The sequence below is a fragment of the Actinomadura sp. 6N118 genome, assembly GCF_044326415.1.
Lineage (GTDB): Bacteria > Actinomycetota > Actinomycetes > Streptosporangiales > Streptosporangiaceae > Spirillospora.
The window spans coordinates 1-19,906 of sequence record NZ_JBIRAZ010000001.1; the positions used below are offsets into that span (position 1 = coordinate 1).

At 70.1% G+C, this 19,906-nt stretch carries 14 protein-coding genes; 5 read left to right on the top strand and 9 right to left on the bottom strand.

The features are described from left to right. The coding region (locus tag ACH34W_RS00005) for an RNA-guided endonuclease InsQ/TnpB family protein (RefSeq protein ID WP_395958522.1) at nt 1–1,193 on the top strand (1,193 nt) is incomplete at its 5' end. A gap of 188 nt (nt 1,194–1,381) precedes the next feature. On the opposite strand, the gene ACH34W_RS00010 is transcribed toward ACH34W_RS00005, so the two are convergent. The 6 genes from ACH34W_RS00010 to ACH34W_RS00035 form a co-directional block, all read right to left on the bottom strand. Further along, on the bottom strand, nt 1,382–2,341 hold the full coding sequence (locus ACH34W_RS00010; RefSeq protein WP_395958523.1) for a polysaccharide lyase family protein: 960 nt from the start codon (nt 2,339–2,341) through the stop codon (nt 1,382–1,384). A gap of 1 nt (nt 2,342) precedes the next feature. After that, nucleotides 2,343–3,932 carry an alkaline phosphatase D family protein gene (locus ACH34W_RS00015; protein ID WP_395958524.1) on the bottom strand — a complete coding sequence of 530 codons (1,590 nt, stop codon included), beginning with the start codon at nt 3,930–3,932 and terminating at the stop codon, nt 2,343–2,345. A 91-nt stretch (nt 3,933–4,023) separates the two neighbouring features. Further along, a complete protein-coding gene (locus ACH34W_RS00020; RefSeq protein WP_395958525.1) occupies nt 4,024–4,881 on the bottom strand; it encodes a carbohydrate ABC transporter permease in 858 nt (285 codons plus the stop codon). Then, nucleotides 4,878–5,906, bottom strand: a complete 1,029-nt coding sequence (locus ACH34W_RS00025; RefSeq protein ID WP_395958526.1) for a carbohydrate ABC transporter permease — start codon at nt 5,904–5,906, stop codon at nt 4,878–4,880. The genes ACH34W_RS00020 and ACH34W_RS00025 overlap by 4 nt, the downstream gene beginning before the upstream one ends. Nucleotides 5,907–5,946: 40 nt before the next feature. Continuing rightward, nucleotides 5,947–7,242 (bottom strand): ABC transporter substrate-binding protein, encoded by a 1,296-nt coding sequence (locus tag ACH34W_RS00030; protein WP_395958527.1) that lies wholly within the window; start codon nt 7,240–7,242, stop codon nt 5,947–5,949. Then, on the bottom strand, nt 7,239–8,621 hold the full coding sequence (locus tag ACH34W_RS00035) for a Gfo/Idh/MocA family protein (RefSeq protein WP_395958528.1): 1,383 nt from the start codon (nt 8,619–8,621) through the stop codon (nt 7,239–7,241). The genes ACH34W_RS00030 and ACH34W_RS00035 overlap by 4 nt, the downstream gene beginning before the upstream one ends. A gap of 102 nt (nt 8,622–8,723) precedes the next feature. Here ACH34W_RS00035 and ACH34W_RS00040 point away from each other — a divergent pair, with 102 nt between their 5' ends. The 4 genes from ACH34W_RS00040 to ACH34W_RS00055 all read left to right on the top strand — a co-directional run bounded on the left by ACH34W_RS00040 (nt 8,724) and on the right by ACH34W_RS00055 (nt 16,599). After that, nucleotides 8,724–9,893 carry an ROK family protein gene (locus tag ACH34W_RS00040; RefSeq protein ID WP_395958529.1) on the top strand — a complete coding sequence of 390 codons (1,170 nt, stop codon included), beginning with the start codon at nt 8,724–8,726 and terminating at the stop codon, nt 9,891–9,893. A gap of 164 nt (nt 9,894–10,057) precedes the next feature. Next, on the top strand, nt 10,058–13,810 hold the full coding sequence (locus ACH34W_RS00045; RefSeq protein WP_395958530.1) for a glycoside hydrolase family 2 TIM barrel-domain containing protein: 3,753 nt from the start codon (nt 10,058–10,060) through the stop codon (nt 13,808–13,810). A gap of 16 nt (nt 13,811–13,826) precedes the next feature. After that, complete coding sequence (locus ACH34W_RS00050; protein ID WP_395958531.1) at nt 13,827–14,900, top strand: PQQ-dependent sugar dehydrogenase; 1,074 nt, start codon at nt 13,827–13,829, stop codon at nt 14,898–14,900. 250 nt (nt 14,901–15,150) lie between these two features. Then, nucleotides 15,151–16,599 (top strand): sialidase family protein, encoded by a 1,449-nt coding sequence (locus tag ACH34W_RS00055; protein WP_395958532.1) that lies wholly within the window; start codon nt 15,151–15,153, stop codon nt 16,597–16,599. A 106-nt stretch (nt 16,600–16,705) separates the two neighbouring features. Here ACH34W_RS00055 and ACH34W_RS00060 read toward each other — a convergent pair whose 3' ends face one another. From ACH34W_RS00060 to ACH34W_RS00070, 3 genes are all read right to left on the bottom strand, one after another. Continuing rightward, nucleotides 16,706–17,437 carry a maleylpyruvate isomerase family mycothiol-dependent enzyme gene (locus tag ACH34W_RS00060; RefSeq protein WP_395958533.1) on the bottom strand — a complete coding sequence of 244 codons (732 nt, stop codon included), beginning with the start codon at nt 17,435–17,437 and terminating at the stop codon, nt 16,706–16,708. 96 nt (nt 17,438–17,533) lie between these two features. Continuing rightward, nucleotides 17,534–18,886 carry a dihydrolipoamide acetyltransferase family protein gene (locus ACH34W_RS00065; RefSeq protein WP_395958534.1) on the bottom strand — a complete coding sequence of 451 codons (1,353 nt, stop codon included), beginning with the start codon at nt 18,884–18,886 and terminating at the stop codon, nt 17,534–17,536. Next, nucleotides 18,883–19,899, bottom strand: coding sequence for an alpha-ketoacid dehydrogenase subunit beta (locus ACH34W_RS00070; RefSeq protein ID WP_395958535.1), 1,017 nt, complete (start codon nt 19,897–19,899; stop codon nt 18,883–18,885). Before ACH34W_RS00070 ends, ACH34W_RS00065 begins: the two co-directional genes overlap by 4 nt. Nucleotides 19,900–19,906: the final 7 nt, after the last annotated feature.

Below are 19,906 nucleotides of genomic sequence, written 5' to 3' on the forward strand. Positions count from 1 at the left end.
ACGCCGGACGTGCCTGGTTCCGCCCCGAATACACCACCGGCCGCACCACCGGCCGCTCCGCCGATCAGGACGCCGATCCAGATGGTGGCGGTGTGTTCACCGCCACGCCTGAGGACCTGGCGCTGGCCCGCCGGCTGGCCGAGCAGGCGCTGCGGACCGATCACCCGTTCCCGAACCTGTCACGGGTCCGCACGATGCTGTTCGACGGCCCGATCGCCCAGCGTGAGACCCCCGCCGACGCGACCGGCGTTGATGGTTGTTTCGCGTGGTGGCTGCGTGTCTCGCGTCTGCCAGGTGCTGGTGGCCCGGTTCGCATCCCTTTGCAGTCCAGCGAGTATTTCGACGCGCAGCCTGGGGAGTTGTCGAGCGTGGTGCAGGTGACCGTCGCTGACGGTGGTGAGGTCACGATCCGGTTGATCAAGACTTCCGGTAAGTCCGAGCCTCGCGCCGAAGGGAGCGTGGTGGGCCTGGACTGGGGATTGTGCAGTCTGCTCACCACCAGCGACGGCCAACGGCTCGGGCAGGCCCTGTACGCGTGGCTGCGGGCCCGCGACGCCGAACTGGCCACCTTGCAGGCGCGCCTGTCGCAGCAAGGTATCCGGTTCCGCGACAGCAAACGCTGGCGCAACCTCACCAAGCGAATCCGCCGCTACGTGGACAACGAGGTCGGCCGGATCATCAACCGGCTCACCGAACGCGACATCGCCGAGCTGGTCGTGGAGGACCTGGACTTCCGCGGCAAGGGCCTGTCGGCGACGCTGCGGCGGATCGTGTCGCGGGCCGGGCGGGCCGTGCTCAAACGACGGCTGGCCGCCCTGGCCGAGGACCACGGCATCGCCGTCACCGTCGTCAACCCGGCCCACACCTCCCGCCAATGCTCGGGCTGCGGATACACCGACGCCCGCAACCGCCGCTCGCAGAACCTGTTCCGATGCGGGTTCTGCGGCAAGACCCTGCATGCCGACATCAACGCCGCCCGAGCGATCGCAGCACGACGTTCGTGCCCGAGCGGGCTGACGAAGATGACCAGGGATGCGGTTCTGGCGTACCTCGACCACCGATTCACCCAACACTGGGGAACCGGCCCGGCCGAACACCGCCAGCGACACCAACGCGCGCCCACAGTCGCGCTGCCCCGGACAACACAACCTGGCCGGGGTCCGAGTGGAATCCCATCAGACACCACGAAATGAAGAACTGTGCGGACCTGGTGACCAGGTGCTCGACCTGGCCCGCCGGCGCACGACCCGGACGTTCACTCCTCAGGAACGCCGCCTCTACCTCGGGCGCTCCTGAGAACCGTTCAGGTGCGCTTTAACTGGATGATGGCCGCGGTCGTTGACCGCGGCCATCACAAGGAACGGTCGACAGGGACGGCCGATCAGCGGGTGAAGATTCCTAGGGCGTCGTAGACGTGCCAGGAGCCGATCTTCTTGTCGATGGTCAGCACGTTCTCACCGGTCTTGAAGGCGGAGGCCGGGAGGGCGAGCTCCACATAGGACGGCTTGAGGGTGGTGCCGGGGACGGTGGCGTCGCCCTCCAGAGAGCCCCGGCTGGCGCCCCGTTCCAGCTGCACTTCGCTGATCTGCGTGCCGTTGACCGCGAGAGTGACCGCGCCGGCGAGGGAGGCGTGCGTGTCCAGCAGCCAGATCGCCAGCCAGGTTTCGGCGGCCGGGACGGCGTCCAGGGCGAAGCGGAAGGTGGCCCGGCTGGGCTTGTTGCCGGCCCAGGCGTCGGACGGGCCGGGCTGGATGTAGGACCAGTCGTTCTCGGGCTTGCTCGTGCCGAACGTGTAGTCCACACCGTTCGGGAACTTGGTGCTGTACTGCGCCGACAGGTTGGGGGCGAGCGCCATTTCCAGGCTCTTGTGGTCGAAGGACCCCACGGTCGCGATCGGCTTGCCGGAGACGATGACCGATTCGGTGCTGTGGCCGGAGACCTCGGCCGAGGGGCGGCTGCGGTTGCCCGCGGCGTCCACCACCACGATCCGGTAGCGCCAGTCCTGGCGGTTGCCGCCCATGCGGTCGTGGGGGAACGAGGAGTAGACGGTCTTGGCGATGAGCGTGTCAGGGCCGATCTTGAACCCCGCCGTCTTCGAGCCGTAGACGGCGTAGTGGTCGACGAACGGCCTGTACGGGTCGCTCTCCCAGCTCAGCCGGATCCGGCCGATCTCGCTCTTGGCCCGGAGCCTGCGGACGGGCGGGGGACCGCCGGACGCGGCGGAGGCCTCGGCGGGGAGGACGGCGAGAGGTGCTGCGGCGACGGCGGTGGCGGCGAGACCGAGGGCGGTACGGCGTGCAAGGGGCCGGTTCTTTTCAGCGTTCCCTGTCATCTCAGTCATCTCACACCTCTCGCGTCAGGCCGGGCTTGCCGGCCTCGGTGACGAAGCGGGCCGCGGTCGTGACCGGGCCACCGGGACGGGTGACGAATTCGACGCGGCGGAAATCCGAGGTGAGCGTCGTCGGCGTCATGTGGCCGGTCACGTAGCCGCGGCGCGCGTTGTAGTACTTGACGTGCGGGTTGGCCAGCCACAGCTTGGCGAAGCTGTCGGTCTCGGCGCCGTCGCCGTCGGAGCCGACCGAGCTGCAGACCAGTTCGGTGCCGATGGCGGGGGAGTCGGGGTTCTTCCAGTCGGCCTTGAGCTCGGCGGCGACGGCGCGGTGGATGTCGCCCGACAGCACCACCGGGTTGGCGATCTTGTGCTTGCGGAAGGCGTTCCACAGGCGGTCGCGGTTGGCCGGGAAGCCGTCCCATATGTCGTTGCTGTAGAGCTGTCCCGGGCCGGTGTCGCGGTCGATCTCGGCCATGACGACGCCGGTGGCGAGGATGTTCCAGGTGGCGTTCGACCTGCCCAGGCCGTCGTACAGCCACTTCTCCTGCCTCGCGCCCAGCATCGTGCGCTTGGGGTCGTGCCGCTCGGGCGAGTTGTCGATCACGGCGCCCGCCGGATAGATGTCGCGGTACTGCCGGTTGTCGAGCATGTCGATCTGGGCGAGGCGGCCCCACCTGAAGCGCTGGTAGAGCGCGAGGTCGGGGCCGTGCGGCTTGACCGTGCTGCGCAGCGGGAGGTTCTCGTAGAACGCGCGGTACGCGACGGCGCGGCGGCGCAGGAAGTCGGCGGGCGGGATCCCGGTCTCCGACCACTCGTCGGCGTAGTTGTTCTGGACCTCGTGGTCGTCAGTGGTGAACACCCACGGCGCGGCGGCGTGGGCGGCCTGCAGGTGCGCGTCGGTCTTGAAGAGGGAGTAGCGCAGCCGGTACTGCTCCAGCGTCACGATCTCGGTGCCGTGTTCGGGGCCCAGCGGCAGCGGCTCCTGGCGCCACCAGTTGGTCTTGGTGATGCCGTACTCGTAGATGTAGTCGCCCAGGAAGAAGATCAGGTCGAGATCCTGCTTGGCCATGTCCTCGTACGCGGTGAAGTGCCCGTGGTACCAGGCGGCGCACGACGCCGAGCCGAAGCGCAGCTCGGCGGGCATGGAGCGGGGGTCCGGCGCGGTCCGGGTGCGGCCGGTCGGGCTGACCTCGTTGCCGGCGCGGAAGCGGTAGAAGTACTCGCGGCCGGGCCGCAGCCCGTGCACTTCGGCGTGCACCGAGTGGGCGAGCTCCGGGGTGGCGAGGGCCTGGCCCCGCTTGACGACCTTCGTGAACGCCTCGTCCTCGGCGACCTCGTACCGCACGGTGTAGGAGCGGAGCGGCATCCCGCCGTGGCCGTCGGCCTCGATCGGCTTGGGTGCGAGACGGGTCCACAGGACGAAGCCGTCGGGCCACGGGTCGCCGGAGGCGACGCCGAGGCCGAACGGATCGGCCGGAATCTTGCCGCCGACGTTCTCGTCGGCGGCGGCATGACCGGTGCCGAGCGCGAACGCCGCGGTGCTGACGCCGGTGATCGCCAGGAACGAGCGGCGCCCAGGGGCGGGCAGGGGTGATCTCATGCGCGGTACTCCAGAGGGGATTGGGCCCGATGGTGAGCAGACTGGAGGGAACGACGGAACGGGAGGTGAAACCGGACTCAACGAAAGATGATCACTTGAGGCCGCCGGAGGTGAGCCCGGCGACGATGCGGCGCTGGAAGACGAGGACGACGGCCACCAGCGGCACGGTCACGATGACCCCGGCCGCCATCTGGGTGCCGAACGGCTGGTCGAAGCCGTGCTGGCCGGTGAACTGGGCCACGATCACGTTGGCGGTCTTGGTGGACTGCTCGTTGACCATGCTCACCGCGATCATGTACTCGTTCCACGCCACCACGAACGTGATGATCGCGGTGGTGAAGACGCCCGGCGCGGCCAGCGGCAGGATGACGCGCCGGAACGCCTGGCCCGCCGTGCACCCGTCCACCATCGCCGCCTGCTCCAGTTCGAACGGAAGCTGACGGAAGAAGACGGTCAGGTTCCACACCGCCAGCGGCAGCGCGAACGACAGGTTGGGCACGACCATCGCCTGGTAGGTGTTGATCCAGCCGATGTCGGTGAACAACCTCAGCAGCGGGACGATGAGCAGGCTGACCGGGAACATCGAGGTCGACACGATCAGCGCCAGCACCAGCCGCTTGAAGCGGAACTCCAGCCGAGCCAGCGCGTACGCGGCCGACACGCCCACGATCAGCGTCAGCACGGTGGTCAGCCCCGCCACGATGAGGCTGTTGCCGAGCGCTCGGACGAAGCCGTTGCCGCTGTCGAACACCGCCCGGTAGTTCTCCAGCGACCACGGTTGCGGCAGCGGGGACATGTCGAGGATGTCGTTGGTGCGGCGGAGGCTGGAGACGATCATCCAGTAGAAGGGCGCCAGGCAGAACACCACCACGGCGATCATCGTCAGCGGGTCGGTGAGCCGCTTCAGCCCGCCCTGCCCTTGCCTGCTGCTCATTTCGCGGCTGCTCATTTTCCGGTGCCCCTTCCGATCATGTCGGCGCCCAGCAGCCGGACGAAGACGTACGCGGCGAGGATGATGTAGAGGAACAGGGCGATCGCGGAGGCCGCCGCGGGGCCGAAGCGCAGGTTCATCGCCTCGTCCCAGGCCAGCTGGGACAGCGTCTCCACCGACGGTTTGCGGGTGCCGATGAGGACCTGCGGCACGTCGAACATGCGGAGCGAGTCCAACATCCGGAACATCACCGCGACCAGGAGTGCCGGCTTGACCATCGGCAGCGTGATGTTCCAGAGCCGCTGCCACGCGTTCGCCCCGTCCACCCGCGCCGCCTCGTACACCTCCTGCGGGATGATCTGCAGCCCCGCCAGGACGAGCAGCGCGACGAACGGCGAGGTCTTCCACGTGTCGGCCAGGATCACCGCGTACTTGGCCGGTGCGCCGTCGGCCGTCCAGAGCACCTCACGGCCGAGCACCGCGTTGGCCACGCCGTCCGCCGAGAAGATCCACCGCCACAGCAGCGCGGAGATGGCCGTGGGGATCGCCCATGGCACCAGCACGCTCGCCCGGAACAGCGCCCTGCCTCGGAACGCCCGGTGCATCAGCAGCGCCATGCCGAGCCCGAGGAGGGTTTCGAGCACGACGGTGGTGACGGTGAAGAACGAGGTGTTCCACAGCGCGTTCAGGAACCGGTCGCCGGTCTCACCCCGGAACAGGTCGGCGTAGTTCCTCAACCCGCTGAACCGGGTGCCTTCGACCACCAGGCCGTCCGCGTCGAGTTCCTCGCTGGTGGTGTGCAGCGAGTCCCAGACGGCCACCGCGATCGGGAACGCGATCACGACGCCGAGCACCGCGAGGGTCGGCGACAGCAGAGCGGCGGCCAGCCGCCCTTGGCTGTCCGCTCGGCGGGACCGTCCCCTGCCGGACCGTCCCCTGCCGGGCCGCCCGCGGCCGGTGGGAGCCGGTCCGGCAGGGGACGCCGCTGGTGGCGACCCGGCGGGTGTGGGGCCGGGTCCGGCACCGGTGCTCGTGTGGGTCAACGTGACTCCTGTGATCCGCGCGGGGTCAGTCGATGCGGGGTCAGTCGGTCAGCCCGGACAGCGCCGTCTGCAGGTCGGCCGAGGCCTGGTCGACGGTCTTCTTGCCGGTGATGGCGGCGGTGACGTTGTCCTGGATCGCCGCGCTGACCTCGCTGTACTTCACCGCGACCGGGCGCGGCTTGGCGGCTTCGAGGCTCTTCTTCAGGACGGGGAGGTACGGGTAGAGCTTGATCATCGCGGGGTCGTCGTACAGCGCCGTGCGCGACAGCGGGAAGGACTGCTCCTTGCCGTACTCGCGCTGGGTCTCCAGGCTCACGATGAAGGTGATGAAGTCACGCGCGGTGGCCTGGTTCTTGGAGAAGGCCGACACCGACAGGTTGTTGCCGCCGAGCGTCCCCGACCCCGGGCCGTCCTTGCCCGGCAGCGGAACGACGTCGAACTTGCCGTTCACCTTGGACGAGCCGTCCTTGGCCGAGGCCATCGCGTACACGTACGCCCAGTTGCGGTGGAAGACGAGCTTGCCGTCCTGGAACGCGCGGCGGCCCTCCTCCTCCTTGAGCGTCACGCCCTTGGACGGGATGGTGCCCTGCTTGAAGCCGTCCACCAGGAACTGCAGCCCCGCCTTGGCCAGCAGGCTCGTCACCTGCGGCTTGCCGGAGGCGTCGAAGACCTGGCCGCCCGCGGACTGGACCGCCTCGGAGAAGTTGACGGTGAGGCCCTCGTACTTGTCGTACTGGCCCGCGAGGCAATCGACTCCCTTGCCCTCGGAGGTCTTCTTCACCTTGGCGCAGGCGTCGGTCAGCTCGGCCCAGTTCTTGGGCGGGCTCTTCACCCCGGCGGCCTTCAGCAGATCGGTCCGGTAGTAGAGGATGCCGGTGCCGGTGAGCCACGGCGCCGCGTACAGCTTGCCGCGGTACTTGCCCGTCTCCAGCGCGGCCGGCACGAACGTGGACGGGTCGAGCTTGGACTCGTCCAGCGGCAGGACCCAGCGGCGCGCCGCGAACTCGGCCGTCCAGACCGCGTCCAGCCGGATCACGTCGTACGCGGCGGACTTGATCTGCGCGTTCTGGACCAGCTGCTGCCGGGTCTGGTCGCCGTCCTCCGGCAGTTCGATGATCCGGACCTTCTCGTTCGGGTGGGCGGTGTTCCACTTGGTGACGAGCTTCTGGATCGTGCCGGTCAGGTCCTTGCCGGTGGCGAACGTGATCGGGCCGCGCCCCTCGTTCGTCGCGGTGGACGACGAGCCCTTGTCGTCGCTCCCGGATCCACACGCGCTGAGGGCCAGCGCCAGGGCGATCGCAGCAGCCGCGGTCCCGGTGAGGGTCTTGGTGTTCATTGGGCCGTGCCTTTCGCTATGTCAACTACCGTGCCGGAATGACGTGCGCGTTCGGCCGCCCAGACCACCCGGTGGGCGGCCAGGCTCTCCTGCGCGTCGGAGGGCAGAAGGGAGGGGTCCCCGGTGGCGATCGCCGCGATGAACGCGTCCGCCAGGGCGTCGTCGGCGTCGTCGTGGCGGCCGTCCGGTGAGCGGTGGTGGTCCGCCGTCTCGAAGATCTCCTCCTCGCCGGTGACGAAGTCGCGCAAGGTCAGCCGCGCGCCGTCGCCCTCGATGAAGCCCGCCGTGCCGAAGATCCGGGTCTGGCGCTGCACGTACGGGGAGAACGCCGTCATGGTGAACGCGCCCGTCGCCCCGGAGGGGAACTCCATGTTGACGACCTGGTGATCGACCACGTCGTTGTCACCGGCGTACACGCACCGCCCGTACGGCCCTTCGCGCAGCGCGGTGCGCACCCCGGCCTCGGTGTGGTCGGTGGTCACCACGCTCAGCGGCCACGCCCGCAGGTCGGGGTCGTCCAGGCAGGACAGGTAGAGCCGTTTGGCCGAGTAGGGGCAGGCCGGCTCGACCTTGCAGTCCAGGCACCGGTCGGCGGCGCCGGCCGGCCGGTTCTCCGGCCGGAAGTGCGAGAGCCTGCCGAACGAGGAGACCCGGGCCGGGACCTCGCCCATCACATGGATGATCCAGTCGATGTCGTGGCATGACTTGGTCATCAGCATCGGGCCGGATTCGTCCTCGCGCCGCCAGTTGCCGCGCACGTACGAGTGGGCGTGGTGCCACCAGCCGACCGGCTCCAGATGCTGGATGCTGATCGGGGTGCCGATCCGCCCCGCCGCGATCAATTCCCTGATCACGGCCGTGTAGGGCGTATAACGGAGCACGTGACAGACCGCGAGCGTGGAGCCGTTCCGCCGGGCGGCCGCCACGATCGCGGCGGCGTCCGCCTCGTTGGTGGCCATCGGCTTCTCCAGCAGGATGTGGTAGCCGAGATCGGCGAATCGGATCGCCGGCTCGGCATGCTCGGCGTCCTGCGTCGCGATGATCACTCCGTCCGCCAGCCGTCCGGCGGCGGCGAGGTCGCGCCAGTCGGCGAACACCCGTTCCGGCGGGATGCGGTGCTCGGCGGCGAACCGCTCGCGCCGCGCCGGGTCCGGCTCGGCCACCGCGACCACGGTCGCGCTGTGCCTGCCCGAGGGGGGACGACCCCCCACACCCCCCGCCGCGGCTCCGCCGCGCTCTGTGCTGCCCGAGGGGGAACGGCCCCCCGCGCCCCCCGGAGCGGCTTCGCCGCGATGCGCGGTGGCCAGGGCGCGGCGCGCGTACGTGGCGCCCCGGATCCCGGCCCCCGCCACGGCGAGCGTGACCCCCGATGCTTCCATCGCGTCGTGCCTCCTGACCTGCGCAGGCACTTACGAAAGTTCTTTTCGTAAGTAGGTTGCGCAATAATGTCCTCGTACCCCCGATCCATGTCAAGAGGTGCCGTGTCCGAAGTTCCACTCCATGGGGGAGACCCGTCGGTCCTCCGGCGGCTCAACTCCGTGGCCACGCTGCGCGCCCTGCGCGGCGGCGGCGAGCCCACGCTGTCCGAGCTGGCCAAACAGGTCGGGCTGTCGCGGCCCACCACCGAGGGCGTGCTCGGCGAGCTGGTGGAACGCGGGCTGGTCGAGGAGGTGGCGCCGCGTTCGGGCGCCGGCCTGGGCCGACCCGCGCGGCGCTACCGGTTCCGCGCCGAAGCCGGCTACGCGCTCGGCATGGAGATCGAGTCGCACCGGACCCGCATCTTCGTCGCCGACCTGGACGGCGAGGTCGTCGGCGGCCACAGTGCGGATCTGGGTGTGGGCTGGGAGCCGCCCGAACGGCTCGCGGCGGTCCGCACCGCGGTGAAGACCTGCCTGGCCAGAGCCGGGATCGAACGCTCGTCGCTGTGGGCGGTGGCCGCCGGGACCCCGGGCGTGATCGCCCCGGACGGCACCGTGGCGATCTGCACGGTCGTGCCCGGCTGGCAGGGGCTGCACCTCGCGCGCGAGCTCGGCCGGTCGTTCTCCTGCCCGGTGTACGTGGAGAACGACGCCAACCTGGCCACCGTCGCCGAACGCTGGCGCGGCGTGGCCAAGGACGTCGATGACGTCATCTATGTGCTGGCCCAGCTGCACACCGGAATGGGCGCGATCATCAACGGACGCCTGCACCGGGGCCACTGGGGCGCGGCAGGTGAGGTCGGCATGCTGCCTGAGCTGGGCCTGCGCGACACCACGGCCGCACTGTCCGGCGCGATGTGGCCCCCTGGCGCGGGCTCCGGCGGGGGCCGGGACGCCGGTGCCGAACGGGTGCTCGACGCGGCCATGCGCGGCGACCCCGAGGCGGTCGCGCTGGTGGAACGGCTCGCCGCCCGCATGGCGCGCGGCATCGCCGCCATGGCGCTCGCGCTGGACCCGGAGATGATCGTCGTCGGTGGCGAGCTCACCCACGCAGGGGACCGGCTCGTCGAGGAACTGCGGCGGCACGTCCGCCCGCTGTGCCTCGGCCCCACCCGGATCGAGGCCTCGACGCTGGGCGACGAGGCGGTCGGGCTCGGGGCCGTGCGCCTCGCCCTGGACCAGATCGACGAACGGCTCTTCAGCATCGACGCGGCCCCGATCGACACGACCTGAATCGACACAACCCCAATCGACCCGACCCCATAGGATCAAGGCCCCACATCGTTGACTGCGACGCTTTGTCGATCTAGCGTCCCAGGAGTACTTCTTCACCACATCAGTCGGATTCTGTGCCGGGTGCAGTCAGGGGGCGCGCCCACCACCTAGGAGGCGCAGTAATGGCGCTACGTCCCCCCTCCCGCTCCCTGACCGTCTGCCTGGCGTTTCTCGTCGCCGTGGCATTGCTCCCCTGGCCGCACTCCGCCTCCGCAGCGCCGTGGTCTGGTGTGACCTCCGCTCCGCCGTCCGACGTCTACACCTACCTCGACGACCCGCAGATGGTGGCGGAGGGGCAGGAGCCCGCGCACGCCATGCTCCGGCCGAGCGAGCGGCGATGGTCGCGGACGCTGGACGGGGAATGGCGGCTCCAGATGGCCGAACGACCCGGTGAGGTGCCCGCCGGGTTCTACCGCAAGGGCTACGACACCTCTCGCTGGCCCAAGGCGAAGGTCCCGCACACCTGGCAGAGCGACCGCATCGACCACCCGGTCTTCCGCAACATCCCGACCGAGGTCTGGCCGGACAATCCGCCGAAGACTCCGCGCGACATCAACCCGACCGGTGCCTACGTCAAGCGCCTGGACGTGCCGGAGGGCTGGGGCGACCGGCGCACGGTCCTCCGCTTCGAGGGCGTGACCAGCGCCTACTTCGTCTGGGTGAACGGGGAGTACGTCGGCTACGACCAGGGCGGCTACACGCCCGCCGAATTCGACGTGAGCGCCCACGTGCGCGAGGGCGCCAACACCGTCGCGGTGCAGGTCCACCGGTGGAGTGCCGGCTCGTACCTCGAAGACGTCGACCAGTGGCGCTACAGCGGCATCTTCCGTTCGGTGTGGGCGTACTCGACCCCCAAGACGTTCGTGCGCGACGCGTACATCACGACCGATCTGGACGCCTCGTACCGCGACGCCACCCTCAACGCCGATCTGACCCTGGCCAGCGCGCAGGGCGCCAAGGGCGAGCACACGGTCCGTGCCACCCTGCTCGACCCGCGTGGCAAGCCGGTGCGGCGCTTCGCGGGCAAGGTCGACGTCACCGGCGACACGGCGAGCCTGCGGCTGTCCACGCCGGTCGCGAATCCGGCCAAGTGGTCGGACGAGACCCCGAACCTCTACCGGCTGGCCCTCGAACTGGTCGCCCCCGGCGGCCGCGTCACCCAGACCACGAGCGAGACCGTCGGCTTCCGCGAGATCGAGATCAGGGACCGGCAGCTGCTCGCCAACGGGAAGCGCATCCTGATCAAGGGCGTCAACCGCGCCGAGACCGACCCCGACACCGGACGGCACCAGACCAGGGCGCGGCAGGAGTCCGACGTCGCGCTGATGAAGCGGCTCAACGTCAACGCGGTCCGCACCTCGCACTACCCGTCCGACCCGTACCTCTACGAGCTGGCCGACCGCCGCGGGCTGTGGGTCGACGACGAGGTCGACATCGAGACCCACAACCTGGAGAACTGCGGGCTCCCCGCGGGCCATCCGCGCGACTGCCTCGCCGACCGGCCGGAATGGCAGAAGGCGTTCCTCGAACGGTTCCAGGCGATGGTCGCGCGCGACAAGAACCACCCCAGCGTCTTCCTGTGGGACACCGGCAACGAGGCGGGCCTCGGCATCGCGCACACCAAGATGGCCGAATGGGCGCGGGCCGCCGACCCGACCCGGCCGCTCTACCACCAGTCGAACTCGCCGGACGGCGACGCCCCGTTCGCCCACGTCTGGGGGCCGCGCTACCCGACTCCGGCGCGCCTGGCGGCGCAGGCCCTGACGACCTCGAAGCCGATCATCATGGGGGAGTACGCCCACGCGATGGGCAACAGTCTCGGCAACTTCCGTGAGTTCTGGGAGGTCGTCCGCAAGTACCCGCAGGTGCAGGGCGGCTTCATCTGGGACTGGGCCGAGGCCAACATGCGGCATCCGATCATCACCACCCCGGACTCCTCACCCAGCAAGATCAAGAGCTGGTTGCAGGGCCTGCCGAAGACGGTCGAGGGTCACCGTGGCAAGGCGCTTTACTTCTCCGGGCTGGACGACTTCGTGGAGGTGTACCGGGACCGGCGGCTCGACATCACCGGCAACCAGGTCACGCTGGACTCGTGGGTGAAGCCCGCGAAGCCCTGGACGGGCGACTTCACGATCGTCACCAAGGGCGACAAGCAGTACGGCCTCAAGATGTCGAACGAGACGACGCTGGAGTTCTTCATCTACAGCGGCGGCACCTGGCGGACCGTGCGGGCGCCGGTGCCCGCCAACTGGCACGACACATGGCACCGGGTCACCGGGGTCTATGACGGCAGCGCCGTGCGGCTCTACGTGGACGGCAAGGAGGCCGCGAACGTCCCGTACAGCGGCACCATCGCCTGGTCGTCTGGAGACGTCAACGTGGGCCGCAACGCCGAGATCATGCAGGACAACTACACCGGCCGCATGGCCCACGGCTCGATCGACGACGTCCGGATCTACGGCCGCGCGCTGACCCCCGCCGAGCTCGGCGCCGGCGCCGACCCCACCAAGGACGCGGCCCTGGCGCTCGACTTCGACGACTTCGACAAGAAGGGCTCCTTCCTGTCCAACGGCCAGAGTCTGTCCGGCGTGGACGGCCTGGTCGGCTCGGACCGCTACCTCCAGCCTGAGCTGGCGCAGTTGTCCTGGGTGCAGTCACCGATCCGCGTCACCCGTACGGGCGAGCAGGTCTCCGTCGCCAGCGAGCGTTCGTTCGACGGAACCGGCGACCTCAAGTTGCGCTGGCGCTACACCGAAGGCCGGCGCACACTGCGGTCAGGTGGCCTGCCGCTCAAGCTCGCCCCGGGGGGCTCGGCGCCGGTGCCGGTGCCGCCGCCTCCCGCGAATCCGTCCGGCAACGAACGATGGCTCACGGTCGAGGCGGTGCTGGCGAAGCGGACCTGGTACGGCCCGGCCGGGCACGTGGTCGGCTTCGGGCAGTTCCCGGCAGGCGGGACGGCGGTGCCGGGGATTCGGACGCCGTCGAACGGGAAGGTGGAGACGACGCAGAACGGCAAGGAGATCGTCGTGTCCGGCCGCGACTTCCGGTACGTGTTCGACCGGGCCAAGGGCACGCTCAGCTCGATGCGCCACAAGGGCGTCGAGCTCCTCCGCACGGGTCCGGAGCTGGACGTGTGGCGCCCGCCGATCAGCAACGAGACCTACACCTGGGGCCGTGCCGAGGGCGAGGACTGGCGCCTCGTCGGCCTCGACCGGCTCGTCACCAGCCCCACCTCGATCACCGTCACCCCGGGCGAGAAGGCCACGATCGGGATCACCAGCAGGGTGTCGGCGCCCGGTTACGCCGACGCGTGGCTCGACCAGACCACGACGTACGAGGTGGACGGCGCAGGGCAGATCGAGCTCAGCCACCGGGTCAGCCCGCAAGGACGTGTCCGAGTCGTTCCGTACCTGGCGCGGGTGGGGTTCACGCTGAAGATGCCCGACACGTTCAAACGTTTCTCGTGGTACGGACGCGGGCCCGTCGAGAACTACAACGACCGCAAGGACGGCACCCGCATGGGCGTCTGGTCGTCTTCCGTGGACGACCAGTACGTCTCGTACTACCAGCCGCAGGATTACGGCAACCATGATGACGTTCGCTGGGCCTCGCTCACGAACACCCGCGGCAATGGTCTCCTCGTAGGCGGGGACCTGGAGGTCAGCGTCACCCCGTACGACGACCTCGACCGCGCCCTCTATCCGTTCGCCCGCGTTCGCAATCCCGGGTGGAACACCTTCCACGTCAATCACGCCGTCACCGGCGTCGGGGACACTCCCAACCCCGTACGCCCCGAATATCAGGTCCGGCAGGACCGCGACCACACCTACTCGGTCGTGATCCGGCCGGTGACCCAGGAGTCCGCCCCCCGCTGAAGATTCGAGGACCGATATGAGGCTCCGCGCGCTCATCCTCGGAGTTGCCCTGTCCGCCACGCCCCTGTCCATTTCAACTCTGTCCGCCACCTCGGCCGCTGTGGCCGCCGAGCCCGAATTCGACTTCACCAAACCCGACGTGGTCGGCACCGGCCTCGTCATCCCCTGGGGCCTGGCGTTCCTGCCGGACGGCAGCGCCCTGGTGTCCGAACGCACGAGCGCCCGCATCCTCCGTCTGGCCCCCGGCTCCGCACCCACAGAGGTGGCCCGTCTCACCGGTGTCCAGCCGGCGGGCGAAGGCGGCCTCCTAGGCCTGGCAGTCAGTCCGACCTACGCCCAGGACGGCTACGTCTACGCCTACTACACAGCCGCGAACGACAACCGGATCGTCCGCTTCAAGCTCGCGGCCACACCCACCCAAGAGGTCGTCCGTTCCGGCATCCCCAAGGCGTCCATCCACAACGGCGGGCGCATCCACTTCGGTCCCGACGGGATGCTCTACGCCGGAACGGGCGACGCGGCGCAGACCGCCAACGCCCAGAACCCTTCTAGCCTCGGCGGGAAGATCCTCCGGATGCGCCCCGACGGCTCCGCGCCGCCGGACAACCCCAACCCGTCCTCCGTCGTCTACACGCTCGGGCACCGCAACGTCCAAGGCTTCGGCTGGGGCGGTGGCCATATGTACGCCACGGAATTCGGCCAGAACACTTGGGACGAGGTCAACCACATCACGGCCGGCGCCAACTACGGCTGGCCCAACGTGGAAGGCAACGGCGGCGAGCCCACTTACCGCGATCCCATCGTCACCTGGACCACCGCCCAGTCCTCACCCAGTGGGGGCACTGTCGCAGGCGACACGTTCTACGCCGCCGCCCTGCGCGGCACCCGCCTGTGGCAAGTCCCCCTGAACGGCACCGGCGGAACGTCCGGTTCACCCACCGCAGCGCTCTCCGGCACCTACGGCCGCCTACGCGAGGTAGCCGTAGGCCCCGACGGCCATCTCTGGATCACCACCAGCAACCGCGATGGCCGGGGTACCCCCGCCTCTGCCGACGACCGAGTGATCCGCTTCCCCAAGGTCGCCCGTTAGAGGGCGTCGTCACGCAGGACGGCGAGCGCCTGCGCGCCGTGCGGCCCGGCCGCCTCCAGCCCGGAGGCGGCCGGACGTGTCTCCACACCCGGCGAACGTTCGTGATCACCGTAATGATCAAGAGTGAGGGCGGATTTGATCTTGGGGCGGTAGCGTCGGTTGTGCCGTTGGGCGCCCGCTGGGAACACGTTGTCCGGCCGGGCGGCAGCGTGCCCTGTGGAGACACCCCCCGAGGATGAGGAAGACACCCTTGAAACGACGTTCCAGGTCAATGGTGGTCGCGGTGGCCGCCGTGTTCGCCTGCACCGTTGCGGCGCAGTCCGCCCTGGCGGATGGTGCTGACCGCGCCGGTGTGGTGCGGGTATCGGGTACCAGTGCGCTGCCGGCGGGTTGCGGGCTGCCCGAGGGCAACGGCTATGTGCTGAACCCGAATACCGAGGTTCAGCCCTGGCTGGCAGCCGATCCGAAGCGGCCGGGGCGTCTCGTCGCGGTCTACCAGCAGGACCGGTGGAACCGGTACGGCGGCAACGGGACCGGCGCCGCCGTGTCCAACGACGGCGGCGCGACCTGGCGTCCCTCGGCGGAGCAGCCCGCGTTCTCCCGGTGCGACGGCGGGACCGCGGCCAACGGCGGGGACTACGACGTCGCGACGGACCACTGGGTCACGGTCACGCCGTCCGGTACGGCGGTGGCCGCGTCGCTCTCGTTGTCGCGCACCGGTGAGACGACGGGGATCCTCGTGTCGCGGTCCGGCGACGGCGGCGAGCACTGGGACGACCCGGTGACCCTGGCGCGCGACAACGACCCGAACCTCTTCAACGACCGCCCGGCGGTCACCGCCGACCCGTACCACCCGGGTGTGGTCTACGCGGTGTGGGACCGGGTCGAGACCCAGCCGAGCGGAGCCTGGACCCAGCCGGTCTACCTGGCGAAGTCGGCCGACGACGGGCGCACCTGGACCACCAAGAAGGTGTACGACTTCCCCGCCAACAGCGGTGTCATCGGTACCGAGCTGGTGCCGATGGCCGACGGGACGTTGCTGATCGGTATGCACCACGAGACCGACACCACCGCTGCCACCCAGGTCATCCGCTCGACCGACGGTGGCGCCACGTGGTCGGCGCCGACTCTGAACGTGACGGCCCCGTTCGCCGTCGGCGTCAAGATCCCGGACCCCGACAACTCGGGCGACCCTGTGCGCAACGCCTCGCTGCCGCTGCTGGCGGCCAAACCGAAGAGCAAGGTGGTGAACGCGGTCTGGCAGAGCCAGGACGCCGACGGCACCTTCCACGTCGCGTACGCGCGGTCCACCGACGCCGGGAAGACCTGGTCCAGCCCGGTTCGCGTGGACAAGACGCCCACCGGTTCGGCCGCGGTCCCGGCGATCGCCGTGTCCCCCAGCGGCACCGTGGCGGTCACCTACTACGACTTCCGCAACAACACCTCCGCCGCCACGCTGCCCACCGACTTCTGGGCCGTGACCTGCGCGCAGAACTGCACGAAGCCCGGATCGTGGCGCGAACGGCACATCGAAGGCCCGTTCGACGCCCGGACAGTGCCGGCGACGAGCTCCGGCCGGATGGTCGGTGACTACACCGGCCTGGTCTCGACCGGCTCGGGCTTCGTGGCCGTGTACGGCGCGGCCACCGGCGACACCACCAACCCGGTAGACCTGCACAGCGCGACCTTCTCCCACTGACACGGGCTGGAGATGAGCACCTCCAGCCCGGGTCTGACCGACAACTGACTGACTCGGGGTCCTGTACGGGATCTGTCGGGGTTATTCGCTTCCCGCGAGTCGACCGTTAGACGGCGTAGTTGCGCAGGACGGCGAGTGCCTGCTCGCCGTGCGGCCCGGCCGCCTTCAATCCGGAGGCGGCCGGGGCGAGGCGGCGGGCGCCGACGCGGCAGAAGTCGCCGGCGGGCCCGGTGATGGTGGAAGGCGCGTCGGGGTCGCCGAACGACCAAGTCTCGCCGCCGGGGGAGGTGAGCTCGACCCGGACGGGACCACCCTCGATCCCCTCGGCGTCGAACGCGTAGGGCAGCGTGCGGTGGCCGAGCCAGGCGATATGACGCAGGCGATCCGTGTCGGGATAGGGGATGCCGAGCGCGTCGGTGATGTCGTGGGCGTGGGTCCAGCGCTCGGCGATGCGGGTGGTGGCCAGCGCGGCCGCGGATATGCGGTTGGTGATCCAGCGCAGCCGTGTGCCTGGCGGAAGCCCGGCCAGCGCGTCCGGAAGGCCGGAGGCGGCGGTGCGCCAGCGGGCCAGGATCTCGGCGGGGGAGGCGTCGCGCTGGGCGGCGACGATATCGGCTGCCCCGGCGTCGACCTCGCCGGGCCGGATGGCGCTGAAGATCGCCTCGTCGCCCGCGATCGACGCGGCGGCGAGCTCGTCGGTCTGGGCCAGATGCAGGACGACGTCGGCCACCGTCCACCCTTCGGCCGCGGACGGGTGCGACCATTGCTCGGGCGAGAGCGCGGCGAGAACGGCGTCGAGCGCTTCGTACTCGCTTCGGAGATCCGCGAAGACGTCCATCACAGGGCCGACGTTACCGAATCAGATTCTATTTTGGAATGCGTTGTGCCCGCCGCCCTGCACCGGCGGCGGGCACACACGCCTTCGTCCTCGTCGTCAGGCGACGATGAGGAGCGGCTGCTCCAGGAGCTCGACCAGCCGGGCCAGGAACTTGGCGCCGGTCGCGCCGTCGATGGCGCGGTGGTCGAACGAGGCCGTCACCGCCATGCGCTTGCCCGGGACGATCTGGCCGTCGCGGACGACCGGCTCGTCACGGACGGCGCCCACGGCGAGGATGGCCGACTCCGGCGGGTTGATGACCGCCGAGAAGGAGTCGATGCCGAACATGCCGAGGTTGCTGACGCTGAACGTGCCGCCGCTCATCTCGTTCGCGCCGAGTTTGCCATCGCGCGCCTTGGCGGCCAGCGCCCGGGTCTCCGCGCCGATCTCCGCCACGCCCTTGCGATCGGTGTCGCGGATGACCGGGACCAGCAGGCCGTCGTCCACGGCGACCGCGACGCCGACGTGCACCCGCTTGTGGAAGAGCAGGTTGTCCTCGGTGAACGAGACGTTGATCTCCGGGTGCTCGCGCAGCGCGGTGGCGCAGGCCTTGACGATCAGGTCGTTCACGCTGATCTTCGCGGGTGCGAGCGCCTCGTTCAGCGTCGCCCGGAACGCCACCAGCGCCTCGGCGTCCACGTCGCGGGTCAGGTAGAAGTGCGGCGCGTTCCGCTTGCTCTCGGTGAGCCTGCGGGCGGCGACCTTGCGGAACCGGTTGAGCGGGACAGCCTCGGTGTCCTCGTCCATCTTCGGCGTGACCGTCTTAGCCGGGGCCGCCGCCGGGGCCGCCGGGGGCGCCGGGGCCTGGGCCGGAGCGGGTGCGGCGGCGGGGACGTCGCGGATCGCGGCCTCGATGTCGGCGCGGACGATACGGCCGCCGGGGCCCGTGCCGGTGATCGTCGTCAGGTCGAGGTCGTGGTCGCGGGCCAGCCTGCGCGCCAGCGGAGACGACGGCGGGCGGGAAGTGGGGGCCTTGGCCGAGCCGTTCTGCGCCGGGGTGGCCGCCGCCGGAGTGGCCGCCGCCGGAGTGGCCGCGGCCGGGGCGGTCGCGGTCGGGGCGGCCGGGGCCGTCGGGGCCGGAGCCGCGGCGGCGGGTGCGGCGCCCGGCTCAGGGTCGGGAGTCGTGACAGGAGCCGGAGCCGGGGCGGGCGCGGGAGCTGCGGCCGTGGCGGCGCCCTTGGGGGCGATGACGGCGATCGGCGCGCCGATCGCGGCGGTCTCACCCTCGGCGACGAGGATCTTTTCGAGCACGCCGGCCTCGTACGCCTCGTACTCCATGACCGCCTTGTCGGTCTCGATGTCGACGATGACGTCGCCGACGGCGACCTCGTCACCTGGCTGCTTCTGCCAGGAACTGATGACGCCCTCCTCCATCGTGTCGGAGAGGCGGGGCATGAGGATCTCTGTCATCGGACGGTCTCCTGCAGACGGCGGCCACGCGCGCGGAGAGTGTCGCGCACGGCGGTGATCAGTGAATCGGCGGAGGGCAGCGCGGCCAGCTCCAGCGGCTTGGAGTAGGGGAGCGGCACCTCGGCCATGGCCACGCGGCGCACGGGGGCGTCGAGCCAGTCGAACGCGCCCTCCTGGATGCTGGCGGCGATCTCGGCGCCGATGCCGTACGTCAGCCAGTCGTCCTCGGCGACCACGGCGCAGCCGGTGCGGCGGACGGAGTCGACGACGGTCTGCCGGTCGAGCGGGCGCAGGCTGCGCAGGTCGACGACCTCGGCGGAGATGCCCTCGGCGGCCAGCGTCTCGGCCACCTCGGCGGCGACGTGCGCCATGCGGGAGTACGCGACGATCGTGATGTCGGTGCCCGGGCGGGTGACGGCGGCCTGGCCGATGACGGCGGGCTCGATGTCGGGGATGTCGGCGGGCAGCTCGCCCTTGGTGTTGTAGAGCGCGAGGTTCTCCAGGAACAGCACCGGGTCGTCGTCGCGGATCGCGGCCTTGAGCATGGCGGACGCCTCGGCGGGCGTGCTCGGCGCCAGGACCTTCAGGCCGGGGATGAACGAGTAGAACAGCTCGACGTTCTGCGAGTGCGTGGCGCCCAGCTGCTGGCCGCCGCCGCCCGGAGTTCGGATGACCATGGGCACGCTGGCCTGGCCGCCGAACATCCCGTAGATCTTCGCCGCGTGGTTGACGATCTGGTCGAGCGCCAGCAGCGAGAAGTTGATCGTCATGATCTCCACGACCGGGCGCAGGCCCAGCATGGCCGCCCCGATCGCCGCACCCACGAAGCCCTCCTCGGCGATCGGGGTGTCGCGCACACGGCGCGGTCCGAACTCCTTGAGCAGGCCTTCGGTGATCTTGTACGAGCCCTCGAAGACGCCGATCTCCTCGCCCAGGAGGAAGACGTTCTCGTCGCGGAGCATCTCGGCGCGCAGGGTCTCCCGGAGGGCCTGGCGGTAACTCGTCGTTGCCATGGTCAGC